14 protein-coding genes and 1 tRNA gene are annotated in these 17,779 nt (G+C 62.7%); 12 read left to right on the top strand and 3 right to left on the bottom strand.

Annotated elements, in window-relative coordinates:
- Window positions 1–86 precede the first annotated feature (86 nt).
- From ACQK2M_RS19515 to ACQK2M_RS19505, 3 genes are all read left to right on the top strand, one after another.
- Window positions 87–533 (top strand): YcgN family cysteine cluster protein, encoded by a 447-nt coding sequence (locus ACQK2M_RS19515; RefSeq protein ID WP_425420094.1) that lies wholly within the window; start codon window positions 87–89, stop codon window positions 531–533.
- 61 nt (window positions 534–594) lie between these two features.
- Window positions 595–1,011, top strand: coding sequence for a ketosteroid isomerase-related protein (locus tag ACQK2M_RS19510; protein WP_223478378.1), 417 nt, complete (start codon window positions 595–597; stop codon window positions 1,009–1,011).
- Complete coding sequence (locus ACQK2M_RS19505) at window positions 1,011–1,601, top strand: GNAT family N-acetyltransferase (RefSeq protein WP_425419167.1); 591 nt, start codon at window positions 1,011–1,013, stop codon at window positions 1,599–1,601. The genes ACQK2M_RS19510 and ACQK2M_RS19505 overlap by 1 nt, the downstream gene beginning before the upstream one ends.
- 48 nt (window positions 1,602–1,649) lie before the next feature.
- Here the strand turns inward: ACQK2M_RS19505 and ACQK2M_RS19500 are convergent, their stop codons facing one another.
- Window positions 1,650–2,384 (bottom strand): SIMPL domain-containing protein, encoded by a 735-nt coding sequence (locus tag ACQK2M_RS19500; protein WP_425419166.1) that lies wholly within the window; start codon window positions 2,382–2,384, stop codon window positions 1,650–1,652.
- A gap of 131 nt (window positions 2,385–2,515) precedes the next feature.
- On the opposite strand from ACQK2M_RS19500, the gene ACQK2M_RS19495 reads away from it, so the two are divergent.
- The 4 genes from ACQK2M_RS19495 (at window position 2,516) to ACQK2M_RS19480 (ending at window position 9,406) form a co-directional block, all read left to right on the top strand.
- Window positions 2,516–2,592 (top strand) — tRNA-Ile (locus ACQK2M_RS19495).
- Between the two features lie 171 nt (window positions 2,593–2,763).
- Complete coding sequence (locus tag ACQK2M_RS19490; protein WP_425419165.1) at window positions 2,764–6,108, top strand: DUF2126 domain-containing protein; 3,345 nt, start codon at window positions 2,764–2,766, stop codon at window positions 6,106–6,108.
- A gap of 4 nt (window positions 6,109–6,112) precedes the next feature.
- Window positions 6,113–8,518: a circularly permuted type 2 ATP-grasp protein gene (locus tag ACQK2M_RS19485; RefSeq protein ID WP_425419164.1), complete on the top strand. Its 2,406-nt coding sequence runs from the start codon at window positions 6,113–6,115 to the stop codon at window positions 8,516–8,518.
- 9 nt (window positions 8,519–8,527) lie between these two features.
- Complete coding sequence (locus tag ACQK2M_RS19480) at window positions 8,528–9,406, top strand: transglutaminase family protein (protein ID WP_425419163.1); 879 nt, start codon at window positions 8,528–8,530, stop codon at window positions 9,404–9,406.
- A gap of 9 nt (window positions 9,407–9,415) precedes the next feature.
- On the opposite strand, the gene recQ is transcribed toward ACQK2M_RS19480, so the two are convergent.
- The gene (gene recQ, locus ACQK2M_RS19475) at window positions 9,416–11,218 is read right to left on the bottom strand and encodes a DNA helicase RecQ (protein WP_425419162.1); all 1,803 of its coding nucleotides are present in this window, start codon (window positions 11,216–11,218) and stop codon (window positions 9,416–9,418) included.
- 129 nt (window positions 11,219–11,347) lie between these two features.
- Window positions 11,348–12,319, bottom strand: a complete 972-nt coding sequence (locus tag ACQK2M_RS19470; protein ID WP_425419161.1) for a LysR family transcriptional regulator — start codon at window positions 12,317–12,319, stop codon at window positions 11,348–11,350.
- A gap of 94 nt (window positions 12,320–12,413) precedes the next feature.
- On the opposite strand from ACQK2M_RS19470, the gene ACQK2M_RS19465 reads away from it, so the two are divergent.
- The 5 genes from ACQK2M_RS19465 to ACQK2M_RS19445 all read left to right on the top strand — a co-directional run bounded on the left by ACQK2M_RS19465 (window position 12,414) and on the right by ACQK2M_RS19445 (window position 17,771).
- Window positions 12,414–13,280 (top strand): ABC transporter permease, encoded by an 867-nt coding sequence (locus tag ACQK2M_RS19465; RefSeq protein ID WP_425419160.1) that lies wholly within the window; start codon window positions 12,414–12,416, stop codon window positions 13,278–13,280.
- A complete protein-coding gene (locus ACQK2M_RS19460) occupies window positions 13,280–14,065 on the top strand; it encodes an ABC transporter permease (RefSeq protein ID WP_425419159.1) in 786 nt (261 codons plus the stop codon). The genes ACQK2M_RS19465 and ACQK2M_RS19460 overlap by 1 nt, the downstream gene beginning before the upstream one ends.
- A gap of 36 nt (window positions 14,066–14,101) precedes the next feature.
- Window positions 14,102–15,244, top strand: coding sequence for an extracellular solute-binding protein (locus ACQK2M_RS19455; protein ID WP_425419158.1), 1,143 nt, complete (start codon window positions 14,102–14,104; stop codon window positions 15,242–15,244).
- 70 nt (window positions 15,245–15,314) lie between these two features.
- Entirely contained in the window at window positions 15,315–16,394 is a 1,080-nt protein-coding gene (locus ACQK2M_RS19450) for an ABC transporter ATP-binding protein (RefSeq protein ID WP_425419157.1), read from the top strand.
- 21 nt (window positions 16,395–16,415) lie between these two features.
- Window positions 16,416–17,771 carry an aspartate aminotransferase family protein gene (locus ACQK2M_RS19445; RefSeq protein WP_425419156.1) on the top strand — a complete coding sequence of 452 codons (1,356 nt, stop codon included), beginning with the start codon at window positions 16,416–16,418 and terminating at the stop codon, window positions 17,769–17,771.
- Window positions 17,772–17,779 lie beyond the last annotated feature (8 nt).

The raw sequence follows: 17,779 nt of genomic DNA, 5'->3' as shown, positions 1-17,779 counted from the left end.
AATCGAGGCCCGATTGTTGTTCCGTCCTGCTTGCAAGGGCGTTGCGCATATGGTTGGTCGCGACAATGACAGACGAAGCTGCACCCATGCGCGACCGTTTCTGGGAAACCGTTCCCCTCGAGGCGATGACCCCCGCCGAGTGGGAAGCGCTGTGCGACGGCTGCGGCAAATGCTGCATGTCGAAGCTGATCGACGACGATACCGACGAGATCTATTACACCACGGTCGCCTGCCGTCTTTTCGATGCTGAAAAGTGCCGCTGCACCGACTATGCGAACCGGTTGGTGGAAGTGCCCGATTGCGTGGGGCTGACGCCGCAAAACGTACGCACGATCCCATGGCTGCCCCAGACATGCGCCTACAGACTGCTCGCCGAAGGCAGGCCGCTTTACGACTGGCATCCGCTGATTACCGGGGACCCGACATCGGTTCATGCGGCGTCCATGTCGATGCGCGATCGCGTCACCGCCTTCGAGCAGGATATGGCGCATGAGGGCGAATATCTCGACCACATGGTCGAGGAAGGGATGTAGGACGGAACCGCGCCGGCGCGCCGGCGTTTTGATCCGACCGGATTATTTGAGAGGAACGACCATGTCTGAAGCCGATGCCAAAGCCCTGATCGAGCGCTATCTCGCCGCGTTCAATGCCAGCGATTCAGACGCCATGCTTGCCTGCCTGCACGACGATGTCGCCCATGACATCAATCAGGGCGGCCGGGAGATCGGCAAGGAAAAGTTCCGCTGGTTCAATGCCGAGATGTCGCGCCATTACGAGGAACGCCTGACAGATATCGCCATCATGGTGGGCGAGGGCGGTGTGCGTGCCGCCGCCGAATTCACTGTGCACGGAAAATACCTTTCGACAGCCGACGGCCTGCCGCCCGCGAACGGCCAGAGCTATACACTGCCCGCCGGTATCTTTTTCGAGATCGACGACGGGCTGATCAGCCGCGTGACGACCTATTACAACCTGACCGACTGGACTGCGCAGGTCTCGAAGGCGGACTGATGGCCGCCAAAGCCCGCCCGCTCACCCGTGAGGAGATCGGGGACCGCTTCGAGGACATGGCGCGGCTGCGCATCACGGTGTTCCGCGCCTGGCCCTATCTCTATGACGGCGACATGGACTACGAACGACGCTATCTGGAGACCTATCTCGATGCTCCGGGCGCTTTCGTTTGCGGGGCTTTCGACGGCGCGACGCTAGTCGGCATGGCGACGGCCTCGCCGCTTTCCGAGCACAAGGAGGAGTTCGCGGGGCCTTTCGCAAAGCTCGGCCTCGACCCGGACGCATTCTTTTACTTCGGCGAATCCGTCCTGCTGCCCGGCTATCGCGGTCAGGGCGTCGGCATCCGTTTTTTCGAGGAACGCGAGGCGGAGGCGCGCCGGCAGGGTTTTTCGAAGTGCATTTTCTCCGCTGTCATACGCCCGGCCGATCACCCGATGCGCCCGACCGACCATGTTCCGCTCGACGGGTTCTGGCGCAATCGTGGCTATGAGCGCGTGGACGGGCTTTCGACCTCTTATGGCTGGAAGGACCTAGGCGAGACGGTCGAGACCGAGAAACCCATGGAATACTGGATGCGCGACCTGCGCTAGGCGGATGCCATCTGGCCGGACTTGTCCGGCCAGTGACGAGGTCGTTTCCTACTGGTCCAGGCCGAATGTGACGGTGACTGAAACCGTGTAGTTGTTTTCGCCGGCCGCGACGGGAACATCGGCCGACGCTTCGACCATGGCCGAGCGCACCTTCGCAAGCGGTTCCGGCATGCGCCCGCCGGAGTTTTCCGAGATTTCAAGCACCTTGCCGAGGCCGATGCCGGCGGCCTGCGTCAGCGTTTCGGCCTTTGCCTTCGCATCCTTCATTGCCGCGATCCGGGCCTCGGTCACTGTCGATGACGGGTCGTCATTGGTGAAGGCGATGTTGCCGCCCTGATTGACGCCGAGGGTCACCGATTTGTCTAGCACGGCCCCAAGCTTGTCGAGGTCGCGCAGCCGCACTGTCAGCGAGTTGCGCACGATATAGCCGGTGATGCGCGGCTGCTCGGGATCGGTGCCTTCCTTGCGCGGCGGATAGTAATATTGCGGTTCGATGGAGAAATTGGCGGTCTGCAGGTCCCGCTCGGCAATGCCCTCCGCCTTCATCGCGGCCAGCACTTCGGCCATTGCCGCCGAATTGGCGTCGAGCGCCTCGCGGGCGCTCTTTCCTTCGCGCAGGACAGTCAGCGACAAGACCGCCATGTCGGGCGCAACCGATGCTGTGCCTTCGCCGGTGACGACGATCCGCGGTGTTTGATCGGCCTGTTGCGCAAGCGCCGGAGAGGCGGCAAGCGGAGTAGCCAGGAATAGGGCGGAGGCGATGGCATTGCGTGCGATGTTCATTGTGGTGTTCCCGTCATTTGACCCTTCGATGCCGCCGGTGCCACGTCATTGCGCCGCCAATAAGGCGCTCAGGCAACAGGGACGTAACGGCTTGTGGAGCCGCAACGTTTCGGCTAGGCAGATCGCGGGTGGGGCCTGTAGCTCAATTGGTTAGAGCCGGCGGCTCATAACCGCTTGGTTGGGGGTTCGAGTCCCTCCGGGCCCACCAACTAATCTGCTGTCGAACAGACCCCGGATTGGACCGGATGTCACCTGCACCGGTCCATCGACGCCTCGCCGGTCTTCCCGGGAGGTCGTTATGCCGTTTTCTTCGAATCGATTTGTGCGATGCGGCGATTTGTGGAAACCTGATCCGGTAACCAACGGAAAAGCTGGATAAATGTCGATCAAGGCCGCCCTCTACCATCTGACGCATTACCGCTATGATCGACCCGTGTCGCTCGGACCGCAGATCATTCGGCTCCGGCCGGCGCCGCACAGCCGCACGCGGGTGATCTCGCATTCGCTGAAGGTCTCGCCATCCGAGCATTTCGTGAATCACCAGCAGGATCCCTATGGCAACTGGCTGGCGCGGTTCGTCTTTCCGAAACCGGTGACGGAACTGAAGATCGAGGTCGATCTCGTCGCCGACATGACGGTCTACAACCCGTTCGATTTCTTCGTCGAGGAAAAGGCGGAGGAATACCCGTTCGACTATGATGCCGATCTCGGCCCCGACCTCGTCATCTACAAGACGCCGGAGCCCGCCGGTCCGTTGCTGACCGAACTTCTCGCCACGATAGACCGGTCGCAACAGCGTACGGTCGACATGATCGTCAATCTCAATGCCCGCTTGTCGCAGGAAATCGACTACGTCATTCGCATGGAGCCGGGTGTTCAGACGCCCGAAGAGACGTTGCAGATCGGCAAGGGCTCGTGCCGCGACACATCCTGGCTGCTGGTGCAGATCCTCCGCAATCTCGGGCTCGCGGCGCGTTTCGTTTCCGGTTACCTGATACAGTTGAAGCCGGACCTCGTGTCGCTCGACGGACCACCCGGAACCGATCACGATTTCACGGATCTTCACGCCTGGGCCGAGGTCTATCTGCCCGGCGCAGGCTGGATCGGGCTCGACCCGACGTCAGGCTTGCTCACCGGCGAAAGCCACATACCGCTGGCGGCGACCCCGCATTTCCGCAACGCGGCGCCGATTTCCGGTGCGGCGAGCTTCGCCAATGTTGATTTCGCCTTCGACATGAAGGTTCGGCGTACGGCAGAGCACCCGCGCATCACCAAGCCGTTCTCCGACGAGTCGTGGGCTGCGCTCGATGAACTCGGGCGCAAGGTCGATGCCTCGCTCGCCGCGGGCGATGTCCGGTTGACGATGGGCGGGGAACCGACCTTCGTTTCGATCGACGATTTCGAATCCGAAGAATGGAATATCGATGCCGTCGGTCCGCAGAAGCGCGCTCTTGCCGACAAGCTGATCCGCCGGCTTCGCGAGCGTTTCGCGCCGGGAGGCTTTCTTCATTACGGGCAGGGCAAGTGGTATCCGGGCGAGACCCTGCCGCGATGGACGTTCTCGCTCTACTGGCGTCGAGACGGAAAGCCGATCTGGCAGGATACCGCGCTGATCGCGCCCGAAGGCGAAGATGCCGGAGCCGACAAGGAGAAGGCGGAGAAGCTGCTCGCCACGATTGCGGAAGAACTCGGCGTCGAGAGCGAATTCGTGGTTCCGGCCTATGAGGATCCGGCGGAATGGATTCTCAAGGAAGGCAATCTTCCGGAAAACGTGACGCCGCAGAATTCCAAGCTTGAGGACCCGGAGGAGCGACACCGCATGACGACGGTGTTCGAGCGGGGTCTGACGGAACCATCCGGTTTCGTGTTGCCGATCCAGCGCTGGCAGGCCAAGGCGACCGGCTCCGGCGTTCGCTGGCGTTCGGAAAAATGGAAAACGCGGCGCGGCAATGTCTATCTCGTCCCGGGCGACAGCCCGGTCGGCTATCGTCTGCCGCTCGGCTCGCTGCCCTACGTCCCGCCGTCTCAATACCCATACGTCAATATCGCCGATCCGACGGAGCCTCGCGGCCCGCTGCCCGACTTTCAGGCTTCTGACTCGATTGCCGCCGAACAGGGTGGCCATGCCCAGCCTGTTGCCTCGTTTACGGCTGGAGGTCGGGTTCAGGACGTTGTCGAGCAGGAACTCGGCGAATTGGGCGGTGCGGTGCGTACGGCGCTCTCGGTCGAACCGCGCGACGGAAGGCTTTGCGTTTTCATGCCGCCCGTGGAGCGCATCGAGGACTATCTGGAACTGGTGGCCGCAGCGGAGGCGGCAGCCGCGAAGCTCGATCTGCAGGTGCATATCGAGGGCTATGCGCCGCCGACCGATCCGCGCATGAATGTTATCCGCGTCGCGCCCGATCCCGGCGTGATCGAGGTCAACATCCATCCCGCGTCAAGCTGGGAGGAATGTGTGGCGACGACGGAGGCGATCTACGAGGAGGCGCGCCAGACACGCCTCGGCGCAGACAAGTTCATGATCGACGGCAAGCACACCGGAACGGGCGGCGGCAACCACGTCGTCGTCGGCGGAGCGACGACGATGGACAGTCCGTTCCTGCGCCGGCCGGATCTCCTGCGCAGCCTGATCCTGCACTGGCAGCGCCATCCGAGCATGTCCTATCTGTTTTCCGGCCTGTTCATCGGACCGACCAGCCAGGCGCCGCGCATCGACGAGGCGCGCCACGACAGTCTTTACGAGCTCGAAATCGCGCTGGCGCAGATTCCGCATCCGGGCGAGGGCGAGCCGCCGCTTCCATGGCTCACGGACCGCCTGTTGCGAAACATGCTCACCGACGTGACCGGCAACACCCATCGCGCCGAAATCTGCATCGACAAGCTCTATTCGCCCGACGGTCCCACGGGCCGGCTCGGCCTGATCGAGTTCCGCGGCTTCGAGATGCCGCCCAATGCGCGCATGAGCCTTGCCCAGCAGGTTCTGATCCGTGCCCTGGTGGCTCGGTTCTGGCACAGCCCGGTCGGCGGCGACCTGACGCGCTGGGGAACAGTGCTGCACGACCGTTTCATGCTGCCGCATTTCGTCTGGCAGGACTTCCTCGATGTTCTGCGCGATCTGCGCGAGCACGGTTTCGACCTGCGTCCGGAATGGTTCGAGGCGCAGGCGGAATTCCGCTTCCCCTTCTGCGGTGCCGTCGATTACGAGGATGTCCACCTGGAAATCCGGCAGGCGCTCGAGCCCTGGCACGTGCTGGGCGAAACCGGCGCGATCGGCGGCACGGTGCGCTACACGGACAGTTCGACGGAACGCCTTCAGGTCAAGCTCGTCACGACCGACCCGGAACGCTATCTCGTCACCTGCAACAAGCGGCGGATTCCGCTCCAGAAAACCGGCACGGGCGGCATGTCGGTCGGCGCGGTTCGCTTCAAGGCATGGCAGCCTTCCGCCGCACTTCACCCGGTGCTGCCGGTGGATGCGCCTTTGACCTTCGATATCTTCGACACCTGGACCGGTCGGGCGCTCGGCGGTTGCATCTACCATGTCATTCATCCCGGCGGGCGCAATTACGAGACCTTCCCGGTCAACGCGAACGAGGCGGAAGCCAGACGGCTTGCGCGCTTCGAGGCCAATGGCCATACTCCGGGCGCGTATGTGCCGCCGCCGGAAGCGCCGCATCGCGAGTTTCCGATGACGCTCGACCTGAGACGGTCGCCAGGTATTTGAAGACATGAACATTCGCGGCGATCGCGCGCCTGACAATTCCGTCGAGAGGCTGCTCGCCGGTTATCGGCGGATCGATGACGTGCCCGATGAATTGGTCGCCGCGGATGGCCGGATTCGTCCGGTCTGGGGCGACCTGATCCGGTCTCTTTCGGAGATGACGCCCGAAGAACTCTCCGCCCGCATGGCAAGAGGCGATCAGCACCTGCGCGATTCCGGCGTGTTCTATCGCCACTACGGTCCGCAGGACACTTCCGAGCGCGACTGGCCGCTCAGCCACATGCCGCTCCTCATCGATGAGGACGAATGGAACGCCATCGGCACCGGACTCGTCCAGCGCGCGGATTTGCTGGAACGAATCCTGGCGGACCTCTATGGCCCCAACGAACTGGTCAGGGACGGCTATCTGCCTGCGCCGCTGATCGCCGACAATCGCGAGTGGCTGCGTCCGCTTGTCGGAGTGACGCCGCGCTCCGGCCATTTCCTGCACTTCGTCGCATTCGATATCGGACGTGGACCGGGAGGAAACTGGTGGGTGCTTGGAGACCGAACGCAGGCTCCCTCGGGTGCCGGGTTTGCGCTGGAAAACCGTATCGCCACCTCGCGCATCTATTCCGATATCTATGGCCGCACCAATGTCGAGCGGTTGGCCGGTTTCTTCCGCGATTTTCGGGATACGCTGCTGGGCCTGCGTGAAGACGATGCGAGCCGGGTCGGTATCCTGACGCCCGGCCTTTTGAACGATACCTATTTCGAGCACGCCTATATCGCGCGCTATCTCGGCTTCATGCTGTTGGAGGGCGAGGACCTGACCGTCCATAACGGCAAGCTGATGGTGCGCACCGTCGCGGGCCTGTCGCCGATCAGCGTTTTGTGGCGGCGTCTCGATGCGCAATGGGCCGACCCGCTCGAACTCAATGAAGCGTCGAGGCTCGGCACGCCGGGTCTTCTCGGTACGATCCGGAACGGCTCGATAACGATGATCAACGCGCTTGGCTCGGGTGTTCTCGAAACCCGCGCGTTCCTCGCGTTTGTTCCGCGCATCTGCGAGGCGCTGACGGGCGAACCGCTGAAGCTTCCCAATATCGCGACATGGTGGTGCGGTCAGCAGGCCGAGCGCGAGCATGTCAAGGCGAATGCCACACGCATGACGATCGGCGATGCCTATACGACGAGACTGCCGTTCGAACTCGACGATATCTCGGCGGTCGGCGGTGTTTTCACCAGCGAGATGCGGGAGACGGTCGATGGCTGGATCGATCAGGAGGCAGGCAATCTCGTCGGCCAAGAGACGGTCACCTTGTCCACCGCCCCGGCTTTCGTCGATGGCGGTCTCGCGCCGAGGCCGATGAGCCTGCGCGTGTTTCTTGCCCGGACCGCGGAAGGCTGGCGGGTCATGCCGGGCGGTTTCGCGCGTATCGGCCGGTCGGGCGACACGCCACAATTGGCGATGCAGCGCGGCGGTTCGGTTGCCGATGTCTGGGTCGTCAGGAAATCGCCTGTCGACAAGGATACGATGCTGGCCCAGCCGGTCGCGCCGTTCGTGCGCAACCAGCCCGGCATCCTGCCGAGCAGGGCCGCCGACAATCTGTTCTGGCTCGGCCGCTATGTGGAGCGCGCCGAGACGATGATCCGTCTGATGCGCGGCTATCATGTCCGCCTCGCGGAAACGGCCTTTCCGGATACGCCCCTGTTGAAGGATCTGGCCGAATACATGATCTCGACCGGCGTCGATCCGGAAGACGGTCTCGAGGAAGGCATACAGACGGCAATCGCTTCGGCCACGACATCCGCCGGCCATGTGCGGGACCGGTTCTCGGTCGATGGCTGGCTCGCCCTTTCGGATATCGACCGGACGATAGACAGGATGGCCGTAACGGCAATGCCCGGCGACGACACGGCCCGGGCAATGGGTATCCTGCTGCGCAAACTGTCCGGCTTCTCCGGCCTCGTACACGAAAACATGTACCGGTTTACCGGATGGCGTTTCCTGAGTATCGGCCGTTCGCTCGAGCGTGCCATCGCGATGACCTACCTCCTTGCCCGATATGCCGACATCGAAGCGCCGGAAGGCGGCTTCGATCTCGCCATCGAGGTCGGCGACAGCGCCATGTCGCACCGCCGGCGCTACGCGGTCGCGACCAACCGCGAGACGGTGATCGACCTTCTGGCGCTCGATCCGCTCAACCCGCGATCCATCGTGCATCAGCTGGACAAGATGCGGGAACATTTCGGCTATCTTCCCGGCGCGGAGCAGCACCGGCCGTCCAACGAGCTTCAGCGGGTTCTGCTCAAGACCCATGCGGCGCTGGCCACCCATGCGGCCGATACGCTCGACACCGAGGCTCTCCTGGAAGTGGGTGCCGATCTGGGCGCCATTTCCGGAGAACTCAGCCGCACCTATTTCCGCTAGGCCGAGCCGATGCGCTACGACATCTCGCTGAAAATCGAATACACCTATCCCGATCTCGCCGATGCGGGCCGTCACCTGGTACGGCTCATGCCTGCGGATCTGCCCGGCGAACAGCGTGCCATCGCCGGCACGATGACGGTCAAGCCTCGTCCGCAGGAGTGGGTCGACCGTATCGACTTTTTCGGCAACCGGTTCACCGAACTCGCCTTCGACAGCCCGCATGAGGTGCTCTCCTTCGAAGCGCAGGCGCGGGTCGATCGCATTGCGCGCGGCCCGCAATTCGACATGTCGCCGACGCTTGGCGGACTGGCGGAGGATCTCGCCGCCTACAGAGGCGTCGACGCGGCGTCTCCGCATCACTTCAAGGGGTCTTCCACCCGGGTTCCAATCGACAGGCGGACGACGGACTATGCGCGAAGTGTCATCGTCGGCAATGCAAGCACGCTGGAGACGGTGAGCGCGATCAATCTGGCGCTGCACCGCGACATGAAGTTCGATCCGGAGGCGACGACCGTGGAAACACCGATGCTGGAAGCCTTCGAGCGCCGGCACGGTGTCTGTCAGGATTTCACCCACATCATGATTTCCTGCCTGCGCGGCATCGGCATACCGGCCGGCTATGTCAGCGGGTTCCTGCGAACGATCCCGCCCGAGGGGAAACCCAGGCTGGAGGGCGCCGACGCGATGCATGCGTGGGTTCGGGCGTGGTGCGGGGAGGAAATGGGGTGGATCGAGTTCGATCCGACCAATGCGGTCCTCGCCGGAGAGGACCATATCGTCATCGCGCGCGCCCGCGACTACTTCGATGTTGCGCCCATCAGAGGCGTGACGCGATCCGCCGGGGCGCATACGAGTTCCCAGGCGGTCGATGTCGTTCCTGTCGGATAGCGCGACACCTCAGCCCTCCTGTGCGTAGAGCCTGATCTCGTCCAGGAACGCATCCGCGAAACGTTCGAGCTTGGCTTCGCCGACACCATGCAGGCGCGCAAAGTCTCGGCGGTCGGCAGGCTGGGATTTCGCCATTTCGATCAGTGTCTTGTCGGGAAAGATGACGTAGGCGGGGACCGAGCGTTCGCGCGCGAGATCGGTGCGGCGGGCTTTCAGGCGCTGCAGGAGAGGCTGCGGGACGTCGGCATCCATCTCCGCGGCGACACTGGCCCTCGACTTGCTCTTTGCGCTGCGGATCATGTCCGGCCTGTAGCGGAATTCGGCTTCGCCGTTCAGCAGCGCATGCCCCTTCGGCGCGATCGAAAGACCGCCATAGCCCGCGACATCGAGGGTCAGGAACCCGCCGCCGACGAGTTGCCGGATCAGGGATTGCCAGACCGGTCGGGGATGGTTGCGTCCCGCCGCAAATACCGAAAGCTCAGTATGGCCCTGCGCCTGCGCCTTCTCATTGGCCTTGCCCAGAAGGAGGTCGACCAGGTGGGTCGCGCCGAAGCGTTCGCCGGTCATTTGCGCGGCAAACAGGATCTTGCGCGCATCATCCGCGCCATCGACGGTCTCGACCGGGTTGAGGCAGACATCGCAATTGCCGCAGGGCTCCGATTCCTCGCCGAAATAGGAAAGCAGGCTCTGGCGGCGACAGGTCGGCGCCTCGCAATAGGCCACCAGCGCATCGAGGCGTTTGTGCTCGCGCCGGAGCCTTTCGTCGCTCCCGTTCTCGTCGTCGATGAAGCGGCGGCGCATGGTTATGTCCTGCAGGCCGAACACCATGTGCGCATCCGCCGGATCGCCGTCACGGCCCGCACGTCCGATCTCCTGGTAATAGGCGTCGAGCGAGCCGGGTAGATCCGCATGGAAAACGAAACGCACGTCCGGCTTGTCGATACCCATCCCGAAGGCGATGGTCGCACACACGATCACGCCGCTTTCCGTCATGAAAAGGTTTTGCGTCTCCGCGCGTTGTTCCGAGGAAAGGCCGGCATGGTAGGGAACCGCGCGACAGCCGTTTTCGCAAAGGAATGTAGCCAGTTCCTCGCTGCTCTTTCGCGACAGGGCGTAGACGATACCGCTCTGCTGGCTGCGGCCGTCAAGAAAAGCCAGCAACTGCTTCTTCATGTTGGCTTTTGGCTCGACGGTGAGGCTGATATTGGGCCGGTCGAAACCGGCGACAAACTGCGCCGCATTTCCGGCAAAGAGCTTCTCTGCGATGTCGCGGCGGGTTGCCTCGTCGGCAGTCGCGGTCACGGCCCCGATCGGGACACCCGGAAAAGCGGTACGCAGGTTTTGAAGCATGTCGTATTCCGGGCGGAACGATGCGCCCCATTGCGAAATGCAATGCGCTTCGTCGATGGCGAAAAGCGTGACCCCGATCTTTTGCAGCGCGGCGATCATGCGGTCCGTCATCAGCCGCTCCGGCGCCATGTACAGGATACGGACCTGGCCTGACGCGACGCGGCGCCAGATCGCGACGTTGTCGTCGCGGCTTGCGGCGGAGTTGATCGACTCCGCCGCGACTCCGGCAAGTTTCAGCGCCGCGACCTGGTCCTGCATCAGTGCGACGAGCGGGGACACGACGACGGTCAGTCCACCCTTGACCAGTGCCGGCACCTGATAGGTGAGGGACTTGCCTGCACCGGTCGGCATGACCGCGAGCACATTGCGGTCCTCGAGCAGACAGTCGACGATTTCCTCCTGTCCGGGCCGGAAGGTATCGAAACCGAAGACATCTTTGAGAACGGCATGTTTGCTGGGCATGAAAACTCGGTCGCCGCCGGGGCGCTTGAGGGGAATCGCGGATGAATGCTTCCAGCATTAGGCAGCGCTGCGATACCGCGCAATCGCATGCGGACAATCGGACGTGGAAAGGTACTGCCTTCGCGTCGGTCAGAGGTAGGTGCGCTCCTCGATCGGGATCGTCTCGATACGTTCCAGCAACTCCTCCAGAAGGGACTGCTCGGCGCGATTGAGGTTGGCGCGCGGGTTCCAGACCACATGCACGTCGATTTCCGGCATCTTGTCGTAGGGCGGCAGATGCCACAACTGCCCGGCGGCGACGTCGCGCTGGGCGACGTGAACGGGGAGGGGCCCGATGCCGAGACCCGCAATGATCATGCGGCGAACCTCTTCGAGGTGGCTCGACGTGCCGACAATGCGGTCGCCGAGATCGGCTTCGGCCCGCATCAGGGTGACGGGTTTCAGCACATCGTGCAGCCGATCTGTCTCGAAGGATACCGACGCATGCCCCGAGAGATCGGCCTGTGTCAGGCCCTTGCGCCCGAAAAGCGGATGCGGCGGCCCGCAGAACAGCCCGAAAAACTCGCGATAGAGTCGGCGATACTCGAGCTTCGGATTGCGCTCGCGGACGAGGCAGATGGCGAAAGTGGCGCTGCGTGCGGTCACTGCGGCGATCGCCTCGCGGCTGGTGTCGACATCGATGGAAAGCGTCGCCTTGGGATGCTTGGCGTGGAAATGCGCCAGCGCCTCATCGAAGACCGGGCAGATGACATGGCTCGCAACCGCGATTTTCACATGGCCCTGTACCTCGTCGGTGACGTCGCGCATCAGCGTCGACAGGCGGAAGATCGCGCCCTGGATGTCGATGGCTTCACGGTAAAGCAACTCGCCCGCACGCGTGAGTTTGAACCGGCCGGGCGACCGTTCGATCAGTTTCTTTCCGATATTGCTTTCGAGACGCTTGAGCGCGGTGGAAACCGAGGGTTGGGCGAGCCGCAGTTTTCCTGCGGCCTCCGTGACGGAGCGCGATTCCGCCAGAACGACGAAGGTTCGCAACAGGTTCCAGTCGAGGTCGCGGACGAGGCGTTCCGCGGGGCGGGAAGGAGCGATGGCGTCCATCATAGATCAGACCTATAATGATAATTGCGATTATCTATTTGATTGATGGTCTCCCGCGCTTCAATGTCAAGGCTTCCGCGAAAGCCGAGGACCCTGAATGTCGGTCGAAAGCCGCGAGGCGCGTCAACCCTGGATATTGCTGTCGCCGGCTCTGACGGCGATCATTCTGCTGCTCTTCGTGCCGCTCGGCTTCATCGTCGTGTATTCGTTCTGGCTTCGCACCGCGACCGGGGCCGACCAGGCCGGCTTCTTTCTCGATAACTGGCAGGAAGCCCTCACGGACTCGTTCTATCGCGATATCCTCCTCAACACGCTCAAGATCGCGGGAATCACCACGATCGTCTGCGCGCTGATGGGGTATCCGGCCGCCTATTTCATCGCGCGCTCGCGCGGCAACAAGGCGATCCTGCTCCTGCTCCTGATGTTGCCCTTCTGGATCAGCTACATCATCCGCACGATGAGCTGGATCAACATTCTCGGCGTCTCGGGCGCGCTGAATTCGGTCCTGATCGGGCTCGGTATCATCAATGAGCTGATCCAGATGCTCTACAACGAGACGACGGTCATTCTCGGCCTCGTCCACTTCCTGCTGCCCTTCATGATCCTCAATGTCTTCGTCAGCCTCGACGGGATCGACGAGACGCTGGAGGATGCGGCCAATTCTCTGGGCGCCACCCGGTGGCAGGCCTTCACCGAGGTAACATTGCCGCTCTCGCTGCCCGGCCTCGCGGCAGGCGGCCTCCTCTGCTTCGTGCTTGGAGCCGGCACCTATATCACGCCGCTCGTACTCGGCGGGCCGACGGACGCGATGTTCGCGAACTTGGTTTTTGAGGCGATCATCACGCAGCTCAACTGGCCGCTTGGCTCGGCGCTGTCGCTCATGCTGCTGGCCGTCCTCGGCGCGCTGGTGCTCATCTACAACCGCTATCTCGGCATGGCGCAATTGATGAAGGGGCTCGGCTAATGGGTTGGCAACTCATCCGTTTCTGGACGCTGCTCGTCTATCTCTTCATGTTCCTGCCGGTCGCCGTCGTGGTCCTGCTGAGCTTCAATGCGAGCCAGTTCGGTTCCTTTCCGATGACCGGCTTTTCGATACGCTGGTTCGTCGAGCTTGCGCAGAACGAGGCGATCCTGCGGGCATTCCGAACCTCGATGATCCTCGGTGCGCTCACGGCTCTGATCTCGACCACGCTCGGCGTGCTGGCGAGCCTCGCGCTCGTTCGCTACCGGGTGCCGGGCTCCAATTTGATTTCGACCTTGCTGATCGCGCCGATCCTGGTTCCGGAGGTCGTCCTGGCCGTGGCGCTGCTGCTCTTTCTCAATTTCATGTCGATCAACAAGAGCTTCGCGCTGCTGCTTTTCGGCCACGTGATCTTCACCTTGCCCTTCGTCGTCCTTGTCGTTCAGGCGCGGTTGGTCTCCATCCGGCGCGACATCGAGGAAGCGGCGATGAGTCTCGGTGCGAGCCCGGTCCAGACCTTTTTCGAGGTGACGCTGCCCCTGATGCTGCCGGCTGTGCTGGCGGGCGGGCTTTTCGCCTTCACCATCAGTTTCGACGACATCACCGGCACCCTCTTCTGGAAGCCGGGCGGCGTCGAGACCGTTCCCACCCAGATCTTCGCCATGCTGCGCAATTCGATCTCGCCGGAGATCAACGCGCTCGGCACGGTGATGATCGTGCTTACTGTCGGGCTGCCGCTTCTGGGAGCCGCGATTGCCCGACAACTCGCCCGAAAAAGCGGCGGATAACCGCTCCCGCCAAACAGGTTCTTGAAGGAGATCACTATGGACAACACCGAGCGATACGGAAGGCTGCTCGAGCGCTACATGAATGGCGACATGGAGCGGCGCAAGTTCCTGGGCCTGATCGGCGCGGCCGGTCTCGCCTACGGGGTGCAGACGCCCTTCGCGAAATTCGCCCACGCCCAGGACGTCAAGGAAGTGCGCTTTGACGGCTGGGGCGGCGTCGTTTCCGAAGCGTTCCGCGAATATGCCTTCGACCCGTTCACGGAGAAGACCGGTGTCACCGTGGTCGACGGAACGTTCGGCGGCGGCGACGAGTATCTCTCCCGCGTCAAGGCGAGCCAGCCCGGCGAATACAACATTGCCCACCTTTCGGGCGTGTTCGACTATGCGCGGTATCACGGTCTGGGTCTGACGTCGGAGCTCAACGAAGACAACATCCCGAACCTGCAATACGTCATTCCGAAACTGAACGACGTGTTCCGCAAGATCACCGACGGAAAGCTGTCCTGTGTGCCCTATGACTACGGCACGACGGGCCTCGCCTACAATCGCAAGCACATCTCTGACGAGGAGATGAAGGAAAAAGGCGCGAAGATCCTGATCGACGATGCCTACAAGGGAAAGATCGGCGGCTGGGCCGACTGGCGCACCCGCATGTGGTACGCGGCGCTGCAGACCGGGCAGGATCCGAATGGCGCGACCGATGTCGATGCGATGTGGGATGCCGTCCGCGCGCACCGCGATCTGGCCCTGAAATACTGGACCTCGGGCGCCGAATTGATGAGCCTTCTCGCCGAGGAGGAAATCTACGTCACCGAAGGCTGGTCCGGTCGTATCTACGCGCTGCAGGAGCAGGGCCACGACATCGGCTACATGGATCCGCCCAACGGCTTCGGCTGGCAGGAGTGCCTGTTCGTCATCAAGGGTTCGCCGATGGAAGCCTGCGAGGAACTGCTGAACTTCATGCTGGCGCCGGAGACGTCCATCGCCGTCGCGGAAGGACAGAACTATCCGCCCGCACTCGACCCGACCAAGGTCGATCTCGGCGACAAGATCCCGACGCTGCCGGCCTTCGATCCGACCGGCACACTGTCCGGGCTGACCTTTGCCGATCCCGAATACTGGAACGGCCATGAGGCCGATTGGTCGAAAATGTTCGGCCGGGTCCAGAAGGGATACTGATCCCTCGATAAACGCACTCCCCGCCGCCTCGCGCGGCGGGGAGCCTCAAGCCGCGACCGGAGAAGAGCCCGTGAGTTCTGTTATCCTGACTGACATCGAGAAACACTTCGGCGACTTCACGGCCGTCTACAAGACGTCGCTCGAAATCCCCGACGGGAGCTTCGTCACGCTGCTCGGCCCGTCCGGCTGCGGCAAGACAACCACGCTGCGCATGGTCGCCGGGCTGCTCGACCCGTCCAAAGGCGAAATCCGCATCAAGGATCGTCGGGTCAACGACGTGCCAATCCACAAGCGAAATCTCGGGCTCGTGTTTCAGAATTACGCGCTGTTCCCGCACAAGACGATCGCCGAGAATGTCGCCTTCGGATTGAAGTATCGCGGCGTGGCAAAAGAGGATGCGAGAAAACGCGTCCAGGATGCGCTCGAACTCGTTCAATTGCCGTCCGTCGGCGACCGCTATCCAAAACAGTTGTCCGGCGGCCAGCAACAGCGTATCGCGCTTGCCCGTGCCATCGTGATCGAGCCGGATGTCCTGCTTCTGGACGAACCGCTTTCGGCGCTCGATGCCAATCTGCGTGAGGACATGCGCGTGGAACTGAAACGAATCCAGGAAAGGATCGGGGTGACGACCATCTTCGTGACGCACGACCAATCCGAAGCCTTGGCGATGTCCGACCGGATCGTCGTCATGTCGGCAGGTCGCGTCGAGCAGGTCGGACCGCCCGAAGAAGTCTACAACACGCCTGCGAGCGAGTTCGTCGCCAATTTCCTCGGCGCATCCAACATCATGGACGCAACGGTGCTTGGCCGTGACGGCGACGACCTGATGCTTGATGTGGACGTGTTCGGCCGAGTCGCCGTGCCCGGCAGGAAGGTGGCCGATGTTGCATCCGAAGGTCCGGCGAAGATGGTGCTGCGCGCGGAAAAACTGCTCCTGACGAACCGCGATGAGCCTGCCGACGGAACCGTGGCGGTCGATGGGACGGTCGAAGCCGTCGACTACCAGGGGCAGGCGGTGCGCTATTTCGTGCGTGCCGGCGACCGCCAGCTTCAGGCCATCAACATGATTGACGAGCACCCCTTCGACGAAGGCGCGCCCGTGTCCCTGCGGCTGCGCCCACGCGACTGCGCCGCGCTGCCGGCCACCTGATTTTCATTTCGGACGATTCGCATGGCGAACCAGCAAAAGAGCCATCTCTTCTACCAGACGCGCCGGCGCAAACCGGTGCTCGACCAGGCACGCGGCATCTACATGTGGGATGTCGACGGCAAGCGCTATCTCGACGGATCATCCGGCGCGATGGTCTGCAATATCGGTCATTCCAACGAGAATGTTCTCGCCGCCATGCGCCTGCAGATGGAGAAATCCACCTTCGGCTACCGGCTGCATTTCGAGACCGAGGCGTCCGAAAAGCTGGCCGCGAAGACGGCGACGCTGACGCCTGAGGGATTAGACCGGATATTTTTCGTTTCCGGCGGCTCTGAAGCCGTCGAAAGCGCGACCAAACTGGCGCGCCAATATGCGTTGGCCACCGGGCAGGGGACGCGCTGGAAAGTGATATCTCGCTATCCTTCCTATCATGGGTCAACGCTCGGCGCCTTGGCGATTACGGGCTATCAGCCTCTGACCGACCCCTTCGGGCCGATGATGCGCTCGATGCCGAAAGTGCCCGCGCCCCGCGCTTATCTCGACGGCCTCGATCCCGAGGATGAGGCGACAGGGATTCATTACGCCGACATGCTCGAGCAGAAAATTCTGGACGAGGGTCCCGAAACCGTTCTCGCCTTCTTCGTCGAGCCGGTTGGCGGGGCGTCCACCGGCGCACTGGTGCCGCCGAAAGGCTACATGGAACGCGTGCAGCAGATTTGCCGCGAATACGGCGTGCTGCTGATCCTCGACGAAGTGATGACGGGGGCGGGGCGGACCGGAAAATTCCTCGCCGGCGAACACTGGAACATGGAGCCAGACATCGTCGTGATGTCGAAAGGCTTCGCCGCCGGATACGTGCCGCTCGGCGCAATGGCGGCGCATGACCGGCTGGTCGAGCCGGTCCTCGACACCGGGGGGTTCCAGCATGGTTACACCTATGCCGGCAATCCGCTCGCCTGCGCCGCCGGTCTCGCGGTTCTGGACGAGATCGAACGGCAGGGCCTGGTCGCCAATGCCGGAACCATGGGTGATGTCCTGAAATCCCGGCTCCAGGATCTGATGCAACGCTATGCGATCATTGGCGATGTTCGCGGCAAGGGGTTGCTTCTGGCGTTCGAATTCGTCGGCGACCGGCGCACCATGGCGCCGCTTCCCGCGTCCCTGAATGCCTATGCCCGCTTCGTCGATATCGCCTATGAGAACGGCCTGATCGTCTATTCCCGGCGCACGCGCGGCGGCGTGGACGGCGATCACATCCTCGTCTGTCCGCCGATGATCGTGAACGAGAGCCAGATCGAGGAGATCATGGACATGCTCGATCGCTCCTTGAGGCAGTTCACGGCTGAAGTGGGCGCGGCCATGCCGCTGAGCGCCTGACGGTTACC

The sequence above is a fragment of the Oricola indica genome (genome assembly GCF_965227485.1).
Lineage (GTDB): Bacteria > Pseudomonadota > Alphaproteobacteria > Rhizobiales > Rhizobiaceae > Oricola > Oricola indica.
Note: the sequence above shows the minus strand (reverse complement) of the source record. Positions and strands in the feature narration are given on the sequence as shown.